The organism is Cytobacillus purgationiresistens (assembly GCF_030813235.1).
Lineage (GTDB): Bacteria > Bacillota > Bacilli > Bacillales > Cytobacillaceae > Cytobacillus > Cytobacillus purgationiresistens.
In genome coordinates this window covers 24,372-37,975 of sequence record NZ_JAUSUB010000034.1, presented here as the reverse complement: position 1 = coordinate 37,975, position 13,604 = coordinate 24,372, and the positions used below count along the sequence as shown (strand labels likewise).

The following is a 13,604-nucleotide window of genomic DNA, read 5'->3' as shown; positions in this document are numbered from 1 at the left end:
TTCATTCCTTTATTTTGTAAAAACCACTTTAAACCGTTCACAAACTACAGGGATGTTAGAATGAAATTCTTGTTTTATTTCCTTAAATTCTCTTTTAAAAAACGTCTCATGCACATCTCGCCAATACGCTAATGACCGATCGCCTTCTCCTTCAAGATAAGCATGCTCCTCAGTTACTTCATTAAATGGGATCACTTCAACGGCTGTCGTTTCAACTATGGCTACTGCCTCCCCGTTCCCGTTAAGAATAATATTGTGAAGCCCGATTTCTGGTAAAGGCTCTTTCTCTATTTCATAGAGCTTGTAGTTCGATGCAGTTGCTGTTTTCTTGCCCTCTAGAACAAGATTGGCAAGCTCATTTGCCATTTCTTTAGAACCACCGAATGGCCAAGCAACATAATCTTTCGAGGTATTCTGATGTTCTTTTGTATAGTCTTGCCACATTTGTTCTGTTGATTGATTTTTCACTTTTCCCCCAACTCTCTTTTATGATTGTTTTGCTGCCATTGCTGTTTGATACTCTGCCAATTGTTCAGCAGGATTTAAGATAGGCTGGCCATGGCATACTTCCAGTCTGAACGGTTTAAGCTGTTCAACAATCGAGCTGCTCCTCACCGCTTCACCCATATCTGCTGTAAACATAGAAATCGGCGAGTGCAGTTTACCTTTTTTAGAAGTGAAAAGATCACCTGCCAGGATTACTTTATCTGCTTCATGATAATAGATGACATGTCCCGGCGAATGGCCAGGTGTGAAATAAGGCTTTATCCCGCCGATAGTCTGCAGTTCTCCCCGTTTATCTGTTTCTAGCGGCTGAACGATATTTTTAGGGACGTTTTGTTCTGCCTTTTTCCTTTTTGGATAATTACGTTCGCCCTCCATATAAGGGATTTCTATCGGATGGGCATACACTGGCACATTTGTTTCTGCAAGAATGCCTTGAACTGAACCTACATGATCAGAATGTCCATGCGTTAATACGATCCTTCTTAAAGGGCCAGCATCCAACTCCTGTATGACCGCCATTATTTTTTCCTTCATTCTGCCAATTCCGCCGTCAACTAAGGTGACGCCGTCATCATCAACAACTAGCCAGACATGGACAGGAATAAGCATCCACGCTTTAATACTCCATATATGGTCAGATACTTTAGTTACTTTCATCTTCTCGCCCCGCTTCATTTATTTTTGCTGTAAATCCTGCGATTAATGTTTCCACCATCAGATCAAATGTAGGTGTGAGCCGCTCCATTATTGTTTCTACAGATTCATGCATATAGGAATAAGTCGTTAAGACACCATTCAAACTGTAATAATAAATGCGAGTATAAGCTAATAACCGCGCAGTTTCTTGAATATTAAGACATTCTTGGATAGCATTCATTAATAAAGAAAAAATTTCATTCCTTAGTTTGTTTATTTCCAGCTCTGGCTTCTCTTCGTCCACTCTTGTTGAACGGGCATTAATGAAAATGCTGTACATATTTTTATTATGCAAGCCAAAATAAATATATTCTCTGCTCATTTCTGTTAACTTTTCTAGAGGAGGATTCTGTTGATGTGAGATATCTTGAAGTTTTTGATAAAAATTCTGAAGCACCGGCATCGAAAGCTGATGGAGAAGTGTGACCTTATCTTGAAAATAAAGGTAAATCGTCGTATGAGAACAGCCTGCCTCCTTAGCAATCTCGCGCATCGTTACGGCATCATAGCCCTTTTGTGAAAATAGATTTCCAGCTGCTATTAAGATCGTCTGTTTCGTTGCTTCTGATCGTTTATTCATCTTAAGCTTCTCCTTTCCACAAACCTAACCATTGGTTATAAAACTATAATATAACCAATGGTTAGGTTTTGCAACTATCAATTAATTTTAAAGGGATTATTTTATTTTCAGCGAATTTGTATATTTTATTATGCACTGAAAGGATTATAAACCATGACAATCACAATCGAATTAGGTAAAGAAACAGACGTTCCGCTTGCACATCAGCTGATGATTGAAGCTTTCGAGGAATATCGAACGCTGGAAGTCCCATCAAGTGTCATCACCGAACCAGTTGAACTGCTGCACAAAAACTTTCAGGATGGAACAGAAAAGTTTATTATTTGCTACGACAGTGATCAGCCTTTAGGTTCAGCCCGATTTAAATTGTATGAGGATTCCTTATATTTCTCCAGAGTATCGGTATCACCTCGAGCAAGGGGAAAAGGTTTAGCTAAAGCAATGCTTCATTGGCTGGAGGCATATGCCTGCGAACACGGAAAATCAAAGATGGAGTGCAAAGTCCGTTCCGCACTGCAATCAAATATTCGCCTATATGAATCAGTTGGATTTTCGATAATAAAAAAAGAAATAATCGTTAATCCGAATGGGCTCGAAGTTAAAACGGGGTATATGGTGAAGGTGCTTTAAGATAAATTGGCCAATTCTTACTCGATCAAAAGGGGTTGGTCAATTTTTGCTTTTTCTAGCCAATATGCTATTTGGGTTGCTATGAACACGCTGTTCTCACTTCATAATTCTGCACCTCACACTCTTTTTAGTCACTCAAAACTTTTTTGTCACTCACACTCTTTTTTTAGCCACTTCCGCGCTTTTATCAAGCCGCACACACACCATCACTTTCAACCACAAAAAAAAGACCAGGCCCTAGCCCTACCTGGTCTCAGTTTCTTCCTTATTATTATTGCATCCACTCAGGCTTACCGAAGCCTTGGAATTCTTCGTCAATGACTTTTTCGAATTGTTCAGATTCGACGATTTCTTTGATGTCTTTCGCGTATTGGGTGTCTTCGTAATCAGCTTTTACTGCAACGACATTGCGATAGTTATCAAGCATATTTTCTAATGCGAGTGCGCTAAGCAGGTCCATTTTTGCTGCAAGGGCAAAGTTGCCTGGGACGGCTGCTAAGTCTGCGCTTTCAACTGAGCGTGGAAGCTGGCCGGCTTCGATTGGCTGGAATACTAGGTTCTTTTCATTTTCAACAATGTCTTTCTCAGAAACTGTTAGCGGATCTGCATTTGGATCGATTTTAATGAGGCCTTCATCTTCCAGTGTATTGAATGCACGAGCGACATTTGTTGGGTCGTTTGGTACGGCTACTGTCGCACCGTCTTTTACTTCTTCAAGAGATTGATAGACTTCAGAATAAACGCCCATTGGCGCAGTTGGTACAATGATTAAAGGTGTTAAATCCATATTATTTTCTTTTTCAAAGTTTTCTAGATAGATTGTATGCTGGAAGAGATTCGCTTGAATATCGTCTTCGTCAAGCGCTTTATTCGGCTGGATATAGTCACTGAACTCAACAATTTTCACCTTATATCCCTTCTCTTCCAGTCCAGGAATGATTGCTTTTTTCAGCATATCACTGTAAGGACCTGCAGTTGCGCCAATTTTTAATTCCTTTGTTTCGTCTACTTTTTCCCCGCTTGTATCTGAACCGCCACAAGCTGCGAGTATACCTGCTAATAATACTAAACTAAATGCAATGAACCACTTCTTCATCTGTCTTTCCCCCTTAAATTAGGATTATCCAGGATTCCAGCCAATAAAAAATGCCCCTTCATCTGAAAGAGGCATAGAAATATCTATATTCGCCTTATCTTTCAGAATGTTATCATTCTGCAGGAATTGGCACCTTCCCATAATTGGGGGTTGCCGGACGTCATAGGGCCATGTCCCTCGGTCGCTCTGGATAAGCTTTTATCATTCAATTTTCATGATATGATATTACTACTCTATTTATACTTTGTCAATCTTTCGAATATATATCTTAAAAATAATCTTCAGTAAATAAGCTGGACAATTTAATCGTTTGATTATAAAATTCCATCGTAGTGATATAAAATATTTTTCATTTATTATAAATTCAATTTATCAAAAGGTGGAGTCAGCATGGAATTCTCTGATCGCTTAAAAAAGTTACCCGAGCAATTTTTCGCATCGCTTGTCGGTAAAGTCGCAAAGGCTAAAGCTGAAGGAAGAGATGTAATCAACTTAGGACAAGGCAACCCGGATCAGCCGACGCCAGCCCATATCGTCAGTGCGCTGCAAAGTGCAGCAGAAGATCCAATGACGCATAAATATTCCCCTTTTCGCGGATTAAATGAGTTTAATAAAGCGGCAGCGGATTTTTATCAAAAAGAATATGGTGTGGAGATTGATCCTGAGACTGAGGTTGCCATTTTATTTGGCGCAAAAGCAGGCCTTGTTGAATTGCCAATGTGCCTTTTGAATGAAGGAGAGCTTATGCTGCTACCTGATCCAGGTTATCCTGACTATGAATCTGGCGCGGTGCTCGCAAACGTGAAGTTTGACACTTTCCCGCTTAAAGAAGAAAATCAGTTTCTGCCAGATTACAGCGCGCTTTCGGACGAGCAAAAGAAAGAAGCAAAGCTACTATACTTAAATTATCCAAACAATCCTACGGGTGCGACAGCAAATAAAGCTTTTTTTGAAGAAACCATTGCATTCGCTAAAGAACACAATATTGCCATTTTACATGACTTTGCATATGGAGCGATTGGATTTGATGGCAAAAAGCCAGAAAGCTTCATGCAAATAGATGGAGCGAAGGATGTCGGCATCGAAATGTACACGCTGTCGAAAACATATAATATGGCTGGATGGCGCGTTGGCTTTGCTGTAGGTAATCCAACTATTATTGCAGCACTAAACCTTATACAAGATCATCTCTATGTCAGTCTTTTCCCAGCTGTACAAAAAGCAGCCGCTGCCGCATTAACTGGTGATCAATCAAGTGTAACTGAACTTGTTTCACTCTATGAACAACGCCGCAATGCCTTCATTTCATCATGTGAAAAAATTGGCTGGGAGGCTAAAGCTCCTGCTGGTTCCTTCTTTGCATGGATGCCGATTCCAAAAGGTTTCACAAGTGAATCATTTGCAGATTATCTCCTTGAAAAAGCAGATGTTGCAGTAGCAGCAGGCAACGGTTTTGGAGAATTCGGCGAAGGCTATGTTCGCGTAGGCTTACTTGTCGATGAAGCAAGGTTAGAAGAGGCTGTTACTAGAATTGGAAAACTAAATATTTTTGGCTATGATAAAGGTAAAGGTTGATTTATCGAAAAATGGTATTATGAATTCTACCATATATCAAATAAAATAAGATTCACCCAAAATGGATATTTATGTTAAAATATGAATAAGTTGAAAGAATGTACTTAAACTAACGCAACAGTTTTGTTGATCAAGTAAACAAACAGTTTGGTCACTGCGAAATAAATAATTTTCCAAACACACTCTTGTTTCTCTTTTTATGCTCAAATAAACAACAAGTCTGAACAATCTTTCGGAGGTGAGTGTTTTGTCCATCGGGGTTCTATCCCTTGTAACTATGGCGATATGGATTGTACAGATTTATGAATTAATTAAACCTAAAGAAAAGCAAGACAATAGAAAAATAATATTATTAACTTCCTTTGGGTGCTTGTTAACAACAATTTTGACCGTCCATCTTTTTCAAAGTCTTATTGGTTCCTAATTTAAGGAGCCTTTTTATCGCTCAGTTTATGGATACTTCGAACAAGTAAGTTATTGTACTAACTGATGATTTGGTAGAAAATGGACACCGAAATGCAATGAGCTTGGAGATTCATTTCCCAGCTCATTTTTTATTTCCAGTGAAAAACGAATAATCTTGGCACTTAGAATGCAAAATCTCTCAGTCTTAACTTATCTGCGGTTTCCCAAGTTCCTTGAACACTTGCCAAGATAAGCATTTGCTTTTTCTTGCTTAAATCACTTTCCATTTTTCTATTGTCGAGGAATTGAAACCACACTAAATAAAGTTGTAAATACTTCGTAGAAACACCATTAAAACGACTTATCCATATCTTTAAACGGAAATGATAATTATTAATATTATTGAGGTGGTAGATGCCTTTCTTTACATATTCTTTCTTACTGCTATTTATGATAACGTGCTCCACATCGTTACTAGACGTATAAGATTTGTAAGAATTGTGAGCATCGGAAATAAGCACCCTCTAAGACCTCAAGGGGCAGAGGGCTTGCCTTGCCGCAAGGGGCCCTACCTGATGACTCATCCCCTTATAAACTGGTGATTTTCCTCACTATGCCATGATATAAACTCGACGAACCGGCAATGTCTGCTCTTTTTGTTTTCATTTTGGCCTCAAAAAGCATGAATGATCCAACTCTGGCCCTCGAATAAGACTAAGGGCACATCAAAATCAATTAAATGCATTTTTCGTCCCATCCGCTTGGTATCCTTTTATCCAGTTATTCGTGTCATATAAATTGGATACAATCATTGGCTCCTCCGTAGAAAAAGCATTTATATCAAATATCTCTGCCAGTCTTCCACCTATTAATACAGCTGGTTTCTTGGGCAGACATGCAAATGCATCTGTATATTCTCTTAGCTTTGGCAAATGGGTTGCTATCGATACAGACATGCCAATTACATCAGGCTTCCAATCTTTTGCGGCTTGTAATGCATACTGAACTGGTAGATTGGCACCCAAGAAGTGTACATTCCAGCCCTTCTCTTCAAAAAGACTAGAAACCATTTTCAGCCCTAAATAATGCTGTTCTGAGTCCACACAGAAAAACATCGCTCTTGGGGCATTTAGTTCTTGAATTGACTTTTTGTGCTTAAATCCTAGTCTAGTAAGAATCAAATCGCATACACCTGAGGCCAGATGTTCCTCCGCAACTGTAATTTCAAAGTTTTCCCACTTCAATCCAATATGTTTCATGGCTGGGGTAAGAAGTTCTTGATAGATTTCCAGATTGGAAAGATGTTGATGATTTTCAACATAGTCCCACGCTTCTGTTACTGCTCCTTTCAAAAAAATTGCCGCTAACTTTTCGCTCTTAGAAATGATCCTCATCTCCTATCGTCGGTACCATTACTTCACGCTTAATCAACAAGTCTTGAACGATTCTGATAGATCCCGCTCACTCCATTCACATCGAAAGTTAAAAATACTGCATACACTTTTATCCATCCTTATCAAAAAAACACCGAAAATCGTGTTTATTTTTTATCTATTTTTAATACCATGGTAATCGTTTCTATTAGCTGACCTTTGAAAAGATCATCAAATTCAGCAATCTGCTGAAAGCCTTTGGCATCATAAAAATTCCTGCCAATTCTATTATCCTTTGCAACATTGATCATTATGGTTTTTACATCGTCAAAATGATCAATCCCTGCTTGCAACAGGACCGTCCCCAATCCCTTCCCTTGAACACCAGGAGATAAGTAAATAGCACCGAGCTCTACTTCCCCATCTTTTCGCATTTGAGAGTAATTAGCAAATCCTATAATTCTATCATCCCACTCGGCTACAAAAAAAACGGATTGTTCTAACCTTCTTACAAGCATTTTGTCACTATAGGCAGATTGTAAAAAGCTTTCTTGTGCTTGCTTAGGAATAATTCCCTCATAGGTGGCATTCCAGCTCTCCTTGGCCACTTTTTGTATTTGCGGTATGTCTTCTATTTTCATTGTACGTACGATCGTATTTGTTAACATTTTTTATTATCCTTTCATGGGAGAGTGAACCTGTTTATTTCATACCCTATTAATCTATTGTCATGACTGATGAAAAACTTATATTATTTTTCCAATGATAGTAAATATTTGCAACTAAAACTTTTCACCAAGCGTCTATACACATTGAGATGATAAAAAAGGAGAGACGAAGTGTGAAAAAGACATTTTGGCTAAGTGGGTCGATTTTAATCATCATATTGCTTTTTTCTTATTTTTTCAAAGGCGGCCTGATTCTCGATCATCTTGGTATCTATGTTGAAAGACCTTTTATAGCTGACATCCAGATTCCAGATAACTATGCAACCATTGACCGAAACCAAAATGGGATTCCCGATGCAATGGATATAGTTCATGCTGCCCGGATAGAGGTCGAACAGCATACTCGATATAAAAGCAGTTATTATGCGGGTGGATATCCCCCTAATGATGAAGGTGTATGTACTGATGTTATTTGGAGAGGGCTGATGGGCGCCAACATCAAGTTAAAGGACTTGATGGATCAAGATATTTCTGATCACACAGACTTGTACCCTAGAGTCGATGGAGTCCCAGACCCGAATATTGATTTCAGGCGCGTCCCTAATCAAGCTGTATATCTGGAACGGTTTGCACAGTCATTAACTACTAAGCTGATAAAAGGTGATAAAGAAAATTTACAAGAATGGCAGGCTGGAGACATCGTTATTTTTTTAGAAAAGGACTTTAACCATGTCGGCATCATTTCTGATAAACGCGCAAAGGATGGGACACCTTATTTCATCCATAATATTCAGCCATTTGCAGCTGAGGTCAGGCTTTCTTCATTTACCACCCCAATCGCAGGTCATTACCGCTGGAAGTACTAAAGTTGGATAGTAGACAAGCCAAGCCTGTTCACATAAGAAAAAATCTATTGTATAATAAACTGAAAATGATGCATATATTAAAAAAGATCGGTGGTGCGGCAACACCATCCGACCTTGCAATAGAATGGTTCCCTCTAAGGCAGCCAGCTATAAAGCGACAAATCCACCTACGCTTATGCGTTTGAGTGGATTATTTTTTATCATTGTTATTAAATGACAGAACAGCCATGATTAAACTTGTAAATGTACAAGCAAACACCAAAGCCTCAAAAACTGTCAAAGCAGCACCCCCTTCCTATTGGGGATGAGCAGACTACCCTAAAAACCACCTAATCCATTGCTGCCTTTATTATACCATCTATGTGTATAATTTTGGAATATTGTGATTTTTTCACAATACTATTCTCAAATAAGGAGATAACCATGCAAATTCAAGGAATCAACCATTTTCTCTTTTCCGTATCTAATCTAGAACAATCCATTCACTTTTATGAGCAAGTGTTTGATGCTAAGCTATTGGTTAAAGGCAGAACAACTGCATATTTTGATCTACACGGTATATGGCTGGCATTAAATCTTGAAAAAGACATACCGCGAACGGAAATTCACGCCTCCTACACACATATGGCATTCACAATTGATGAGCAGGACTTTGATGCCATGCATACAAAGCTCATGGAGCTGGACGTCAATATTCTGCCTGGACGGAGGCGTGATGAAAAGGACAAAAAGTCCATTTATTTTACCGATCCAGATGGTCATAAATTTGAATTTCATACAGGGACCTTACAGGATCGCTTAAATTACTATAAAAAAGAAAAACCGCATATGCTTTTTTTCACATAAGAGGAGAATGTTGATATGGAAGAACAGCAACAGCAAAAATTCACTTTAAAGCGGCACTTTATTGGGTTTTCCCTTGTCATAGCAATCATTATTATCCGCTATATCAATGTACATATTTATAATATGCCAATCATCCTTGGAGCAATAGCAACAGGTGTGATTACCTTTATCAGTATAAAATTATTAAACCTGCTACCCATTGCCAATCGCAGTATCAGTAAAAAAACAGACGGAATTCTAATATTAATCATGGTCGCACTCATCTTCATCATCTTCTACCAATTAAACTTATAACGAAATGTGAAAGCGACTGTTCAGCCCCATATGCTTAAGACAGACAGGAAATAAAGGCGTTCTTCCCTTCAATTCCGATTGCCTTAAGACCTGAGGATTAGAAGCTGCTACTAGAATGAAAAATGATTAAAAAAAGGTGTCGCAAAAGTGATTTAGAATCATTTTTGCGACACCTCTTTACATAATTAGCCGGGATGATGATGAACATATTTAGTTATTCATCCAGTTCCCTTTTCGCTATTGCAGACTCATTCCGTCTTTAGTTAATCGACCTACCTTTCCTCACTATCTCACAAATTCAACCTAATCCCCAATGCCTTTTGAGACAGTTCTTCTTCAATTTTTAGCTAAACCTCTTTTCAATAAATCGATTTCTATGCGGAAGCCACGCATCGCCTCTTCGTTTGAGAGTTCTCGTGAAAATTTATCAATGACACTTCTAATCATGACAGAAATTAAAATCTTCATCACATAAGTTAGTTCTTCATCGTTCGATAAATTTAATTTTGACTTATCGATAAGTGATTTTAATTCAATTATTTTAATTTCTTTTGCATCATAATCATTAAAGCTTCTCTCGAATTCCGTTTCAATGCGATGTGTCATATTAAGAAATATATTTTTCAAAAAACTTAAGTTCTCTTCCTCTTCTGAAATGATCAATTCGAAGAGATCAACCATCGTCTGAATAATATCACCATCATGTTGTTTGATTAATGTAAATAGGTAATTTTTATTGGCTTCCACCCGCTCATTCAATAAAAAGAAGAAAGCATCTTCTTTGTCTTCAAAGTATTGATAAAAGCTGCCCCGCGGAATCTTAGCAGTCTTGATAATATTAGTAATCGATGCTTGGTAAAGCGGCACTCTTGAAAACTCCTGCCTTGCTGCAAATACTAATTTATCCTGTTTTTCCTTCGGCAAGTTAAAAAATGTGATCTTCGGCAAAGGTTTCTCCCCCAATACTTCTTGTCTTTAATATAGGCTGTTTTCGTATACTATGTTGCTTTTGGCAGGTAGTCGTTGATTTCCTCTCCTGGTGCTCGCTTTCCACGGGGCGGGCAGTGAACCTCCTCGTCCGCTTCACTCCTGCGGGTCCTCACCTGTCCCGCTGCTCTCGCAGGAGTCTCGCACATCTGCTCCAATCGACTTTTTTATCAATGGCTTGTCTTATCAAAACCTATGAAAAAACAACAATCCTTTAGAAAAGAGCCTTAATATAAGGAGCGTCTTCTTTCATCTTGCAGGAACTCTGTAAAACGCTGCATAGCCGTGATTGGTTTTTCTTTAATCAATGAAATATACTTTTGTTTCATTTGTTCTGTTGCGAATTCACTTTGTTTAATCCGATTAATTATATAATCAATGCTTACCTTTTCAGCTTCTTTACGCCTGATTTTGGACTCCTTTGATAAAGCCATACCGACTGCGCCCATTATGGCATATATGATGATGGTTATTAGCATATTTTCCTCATAAGGTGCGGCAAAGATTAATATCGCTAAGTTCATGATTGATAAAACAATTAGCGGAAATGAAAATAATGCAAATTTAGAAGCCTTCTTCATAAATGGAGCTATTTTTTCATTTATTTTTTCCATTTCCTTTTGTACAAAGGCAGGCAAATCAGCAAATGGATTTAAGTTCATGTCCCTTCCTCCTCGAATATTTTTTTCATATTTAGAAATTTCGCAGGTAATCGAAACCTCTCATTTTGAATGAGTAATTCTTCAGGGTTACCCTCTTCTTTGCTCAATTCTTTTAACTTGTTCATTTCAAGATGGATGCTTTCCATTTTCCGATCAAGCTGTGCAGCAGTCACAGCTGCTTCACTTAATTCTATTTTCATCTGTTCCGGTATTTCTTTATCATATTTATAATAAATCTTATGTTCGAGGCTCGCCCAGAAATCCATCGCAATCGTACGAATCTGGATTTCCACAAATACTTTTTCTTCCCCATCTGACATAAACACGGGGATTTGCACGATTAAGTGCATGCTTTGATATCCGTTGGGCTTTGGGTCCTTTATATAATCCTTACACTCGATGATTGTGATGTCTTTTTGTTTTGCAAGCATATTCTTTATTTCATAAATATCGGTAATAAAAGAACATGTAATGCGAACGCCTGCAATATCACGGATATTCTCTTGAATAGAGTTCAGTGTGAAGTCATAGCCTTTCCGCTCCACTTTCTTTAAAATGCTTTCCGGTGATTTCAGCCGTGATTTCGCGTGCTCAATTGGGTTGTAATCGTGAAAATATTGAAACTCCTGCGTCAGGATATCTATTTTGGTATTAATTTCCTCCAAAGCAAATTTATATGTCAGCATAAAACGCATCATTTCTTTTTTTAATGTTATTAACATTTGATTGGTATCAATCTTTTGTTTTTCCATCCTCATTCTCCTCATTACCTATTTTGCTCATATTCATTTCAAGTTAGAAGCTTATTTATGGCAATGGCAATAAACCAATGTTTCACCCAGTATTCGACAGTTTAATCTATATTGCTTTTATTTGCTCACATTTTGGCTTTTTACAAATGGTTGCATCAATTCCTTGAGCAACTAACTTTTTTACTAAATCATTGAGTTGCTTGTTCACAATTGTAATGCCTCCTAAAATGACATGTTGTCATGTCGTAATAATTACATCATAAATGACATTATGTCATAAGTCAAATAATTTATGACACGATGTCATTTATTTCTAAAAAGAGAACTTTTTCTATTTTCCAAACATATTCCTTGGTATAATGAGGAAAAAAAAAGAAGGTCAATGATATGGAGTTTATTACGGTAAAATTACTGCTCATTTTTCTATTTATCTTACTCATTCACACCATAGAAACGCTTGCTTATGCTGTAAGATTATCAGGTGCCAGGGTGAAATTAATTGCATCTGCTCTTTCACTATTTAATTCGATTGTCATAATTTCAAGAATGTCCAATATGATTCAACAGCCATTTACGGGAAATCTTGTTGACACGGCTCCAGAAGAAAACCTATTGTGGTTCATAGAAAATCAATACCGCATACTTATTGGCGCGTCCACAGTGGGTACGATGATTGGGGCTATATTGCTTCCAACCTTTGTCGCTATTTTTTCACGGGCCATTATCCTTCTCGTTGAAGAAAAAGGTTCAATACCAGCACTAGTTAAGAAGGCATTCATTCCTTATTACATAAAAAGGGCATTCTCCTTGTTTAGATGGCCAAGCTTAAGTTTTTTTAAAGGAATCAAGAGACATCATATCCCAATGAGATTATTCGTCATCAACATGATCGTGACGGCCGTCTATACAATCGGTGTTCTCTCTGCACTTTACGCCGCCGTGATCGCACCCGAATATCAGATGACTGCTGTAATGGCTTCAGGGCTTATCAATGGAGTAGCGACAATCCTGCTGTCTACATTGATTGATCCTAAACTGTCAGTATTAGCTGACTCAGTTACTAATGGAAAAGGGAAATATACTTATTTGAAGGTTGCCTCGGTGACAATGGTGACATCAAGATTAATGGGAACCATTGTTGCTCAGCTCCTCTTTATCCCTGGTGCCTATTATATTGCCTGGGCATCCAAGTTTCTCGGGATGATGAAATGATTGAAACCACGAGATGTATTATTCAGTCTGTTGACATGATGAATGACTTAAGAGAAATCCAAGAATTGTATTTAGATGAAAAAGTCAGAGCTTATTTGGGAGGACCGCGCCACGTTGATCGGCTTCCACATTCTGAAATGCATTGGACTGTTCGTCATAAGCTTGAGGAGGGTTTAATCGGTCTTATCTCGATTGGCCCATATCATGACGGTATAAACAACGAATTATCCTATCAATTCCGTCCAGAATGTTGGGGAAAAGGGTACGCTTTTGAATCAATTCAAGCTGTACTGGAATATGCCCTAATTGATTTGAAATTCACACAAATCTTTGCTGAAACACAAGCAGCCAATCAACACTCATGCAGACTCTTAGAAAAGCTTGGAATGATAAAACACGATACGATTATAAGGTTTGGAGCGAAGCAAGCAGTCTACTCCATAGAAAGCAGGTGA

The 13,604-nt window shown here is 38.1% G+C and carries 16 protein-coding genes, 1 pseudogene and 1 riboswitch; of the genes and pseudogenes, 7 read left to right on the top strand and 10 right to left on the bottom strand.

Going from position 1 to position 13,604, the window contains the following annotated elements; all coding sequences use genetic code 11:
* Positions 1–9: 9 nt before the first annotated feature.
* From J2S17_RS24600 to J2S17_RS24590, 3 genes are read right to left on the bottom strand one after another with little or no spacing between them, the layout of a single operon-like run.
* Complete coding sequence (locus J2S17_RS24600) at positions 10–468, bottom strand: ASCH domain-containing protein (protein ID WP_307478946.1); 459 nt, start codon at positions 466–468, stop codon at positions 10–12.
* A gap of 18 nt (positions 469–486) precedes the next feature.
* Positions 487–1,164 (bottom strand): MBL fold metallo-hydrolase, encoded by a 678-nt coding sequence (locus tag J2S17_RS24595; RefSeq protein WP_307478943.1) that lies wholly within the window; start codon positions 1,162–1,164, stop codon positions 487–489.
* Positions 1,151–1,783, bottom strand: a complete 633-nt coding sequence (locus J2S17_RS24590) for a TetR/AcrR family transcriptional regulator (protein WP_307478939.1) — start codon at positions 1,781–1,783, stop codon at positions 1,151–1,153. Before J2S17_RS24590 ends, J2S17_RS24595 begins: the two co-directional genes overlap by 14 nt.
* Before the next feature lie 153 nt (positions 1,784–1,936).
* Here J2S17_RS24590 and J2S17_RS24585 point away from each other — a divergent pair, with 153 nt between their 5' ends.
* A complete protein-coding gene (locus tag J2S17_RS24585; RefSeq protein WP_307478936.1) occupies positions 1,937–2,413 on the top strand; it encodes a GNAT family N-acetyltransferase in 477 nt (158 codons plus the stop codon).
* Between the two features lie 271 nt (positions 2,414–2,684).
* On the opposite strand, the gene J2S17_RS24580 is transcribed toward J2S17_RS24585, so the two are convergent.
* Positions 2,685–3,509, bottom strand: coding sequence for a MetQ/NlpA family ABC transporter substrate-binding protein (locus tag J2S17_RS24580; RefSeq protein WP_307478934.1), 825 nt, complete (start codon positions 3,507–3,509; stop codon positions 2,685–2,687).
* A gap of 91 nt (positions 3,510–3,600) precedes the next feature.
* A riboswitch (SAM riboswitch) is annotated at positions 3,601–3,706 on the bottom strand.
* A gap of 193 nt (positions 3,707–3,899) precedes the next feature.
* Between J2S17_RS24580 and J2S17_RS24575 the strand changes: the two genes are divergently transcribed.
* Entirely contained in the window at positions 3,900–5,084 is a 1,185-nt protein-coding gene (locus J2S17_RS24575; RefSeq protein WP_307478932.1) for a pyridoxal phosphate-dependent aminotransferase, read from the top strand.
* 587 nt (positions 5,085–5,671) lie between these two features.
* Here J2S17_RS24575 and J2S17_RS24570 read toward each other — a convergent pair.
* From J2S17_RS24570 to J2S17_RS24560, 3 genes and pseudogenes are all read right to left on the bottom strand, one after another.
* Positions 5,672–6,010: pseudogene (locus J2S17_RS24570) on the bottom strand (IS1595 family transposase); the annotation flags it as partial.
* 210 nt (positions 6,011–6,220) lie between these two features.
* Positions 6,221–6,883 carry a cobalamin B12-binding domain-containing protein gene (locus J2S17_RS24565; RefSeq protein ID WP_370875118.1) on the bottom strand — a complete coding sequence of 221 codons (663 nt, stop codon included), beginning with the start codon at positions 6,881–6,883 and terminating at the stop codon, positions 6,221–6,223.
* Between the two features lie 146 nt (positions 6,884–7,029).
* The gene (locus tag J2S17_RS24560) at positions 7,030–7,530 is read right to left on the bottom strand and encodes a GNAT family N-acetyltransferase (RefSeq protein WP_307478926.1); all 501 of its coding nucleotides are present in this window, start codon (positions 7,528–7,530) and stop codon (positions 7,030–7,032) included.
* A 173-nt stretch (positions 7,531–7,703) separates the two neighbouring features.
* Here J2S17_RS24560 and J2S17_RS24555 point away from each other — a divergent pair, with 173 nt between their 5' ends.
* From J2S17_RS24555 to J2S17_RS24545, 3 genes are all read left to right on the top strand, one after another.
* Complete coding sequence (locus J2S17_RS24555; RefSeq protein WP_307478924.1) at positions 7,704–8,396, top strand: DUF1287 domain-containing protein; 693 nt, start codon at positions 7,704–7,706, stop codon at positions 8,394–8,396.
* 423 nt (positions 8,397–8,819) lie between these two features.
* The gene (fosM, locus tag J2S17_RS24550; protein WP_307478921.1) at positions 8,820–9,242 is read left to right on the top strand and encodes a FosM family fosfomycin resistance protein; all 423 of its coding nucleotides are present in this window, start codon (positions 8,820–8,822) and stop codon (positions 9,240–9,242) included.
* A 15-nt stretch (positions 9,243–9,257) separates the two neighbouring features.
* A complete protein-coding gene (locus tag J2S17_RS24545; RefSeq protein WP_307478918.1) occupies positions 9,258–9,536 on the top strand; it encodes a hypothetical protein in 279 nt (92 codons plus the stop codon).
* A gap of 336 nt (positions 9,537–9,872) precedes the next feature.
* Here J2S17_RS24545 and J2S17_RS24540 read toward each other — a convergent pair whose 3' ends face one another.
* The 3 genes from J2S17_RS24540 to J2S17_RS24530 form a co-directional block, all read right to left on the bottom strand.
* Complete coding sequence (locus tag J2S17_RS24540; protein ID WP_307478915.1) at positions 9,873–10,484, bottom strand: TetR/AcrR family transcriptional regulator; 612 nt, start codon at positions 10,482–10,484, stop codon at positions 9,873–9,875.
* Between the two features lie 266 nt (positions 10,485–10,750).
* Complete coding sequence (locus J2S17_RS24535; RefSeq protein WP_307478913.1) at positions 10,751–11,185, bottom strand: DUF5392 family protein; 435 nt, start codon at positions 11,183–11,185, stop codon at positions 10,751–10,753.
* On the bottom strand, positions 11,182–11,937 hold the full coding sequence (locus tag J2S17_RS24530) for a GTP pyrophosphokinase (protein WP_307478911.1): 756 nt from the start codon (positions 11,935–11,937) through the stop codon (positions 11,182–11,184). Before J2S17_RS24530 ends, J2S17_RS24535 begins: the two co-directional genes overlap by 4 nt.
* 387 nt (positions 11,938–12,324) lie before the next feature.
* On the opposite strand from J2S17_RS24530, the gene J2S17_RS24525 reads away from it, so the two are divergent.
* Positions 12,325–13,149 (top strand): lipid II flippase Amj family protein, encoded by an 825-nt coding sequence (locus tag J2S17_RS24525; RefSeq protein ID WP_307478909.1) that lies wholly within the window; start codon positions 12,325–12,327, stop codon positions 13,147–13,149.
* Positions 13,146–13,604, top strand: coding sequence for a GNAT family N-acetyltransferase (locus J2S17_RS24520; protein ID WP_307478908.1), 459 nt, complete (start codon positions 13,146–13,148; stop codon positions 13,602–13,604). Before J2S17_RS24525 ends, J2S17_RS24520 begins: the two co-directional genes overlap by 4 nt.

What these genes read in the sequence shown, in the direction of transcription:
- J2S17_RS24535 (WP_307478913.1), bottom strand. Translation starts at nt 11,185, where the DNA reads ATGAACTTAAATCCATTTGCTGATTTGCCTGCCTTTGTACAAAAGGAA.
- J2S17_RS24530 (WP_307478911.1), bottom strand. Translation starts at nt 11,937, where the DNA reads ATGGAAAAACAAAAGATTGATACCAATCAAATGTTAATAACATTAAAA.
- J2S17_RS24580 (WP_307478934.1), bottom strand. Translation starts at nt 3,509, where the DNA reads ATGAAGAAGTGGTTCATTGCATTTAGTTTAGTATTATTAGCAGGTATA.
- J2S17_RS24525 (WP_307478909.1), top strand. Translation starts at nt 12,325, where the DNA reads ATGGAGTTTATTACGGTAAAATTACTGCTCATTTTTCTATTTATCTTA.
- J2S17_RS24595 (WP_307478943.1), bottom strand. Translation starts at nt 1,164, where the DNA reads ATGAAAGTAACTAAAGTATCTGACCATATATGGAGTATTAAAGCGTGG.
- fosM (WP_307478921.1), top strand. Translation starts at nt 8,820, where the DNA reads ATGCAAATTCAAGGAATCAACCATTTTCTCTTTTCCGTATCTAATCTA.
- J2S17_RS24545 (WP_307478918.1), top strand. Translation starts at nt 9,258, where the DNA reads ATGGAAGAACAGCAACAGCAAAAATTCACTTTAAAGCGGCACTTTATT.
- J2S17_RS24560 (WP_307478926.1), bottom strand. Translation starts at nt 7,530, where the DNA reads ATGTTAACAAATACGATCGTACGTACAATGAAAATAGAAGACATACCG.
- J2S17_RS24520 (WP_307478908.1), top strand. Translation starts at nt 13,146, where the DNA reads ATGATTGAAACCACGAGATGTATTATTCAGTCTGTTGACATGATGAAT.
- J2S17_RS24565 (WP_370875118.1), bottom strand. Translation starts at nt 6,883, where the DNA reads ATGAGGATCATTTCTAAGAGCGAAAAGTTAGCGGCAATTTTTTTGAAA.
- J2S17_RS24590 (WP_307478939.1), bottom strand. Translation starts at nt 1,783, where the DNA reads ATGAATAAACGATCAGAAGCAACGAAACAGACGATCTTAATAGCAGCT.
- J2S17_RS24575 (WP_307478932.1), top strand. Translation starts at nt 3,900, where the DNA reads ATGGAATTCTCTGATCGCTTAAAAAAGTTACCCGAGCAATTTTTCGCA.
- J2S17_RS24585 (WP_307478936.1), top strand. Translation starts at nt 1,937, where the DNA reads ATGACAATCACAATCGAATTAGGTAAAGAAACAGACGTTCCGCTTGCA.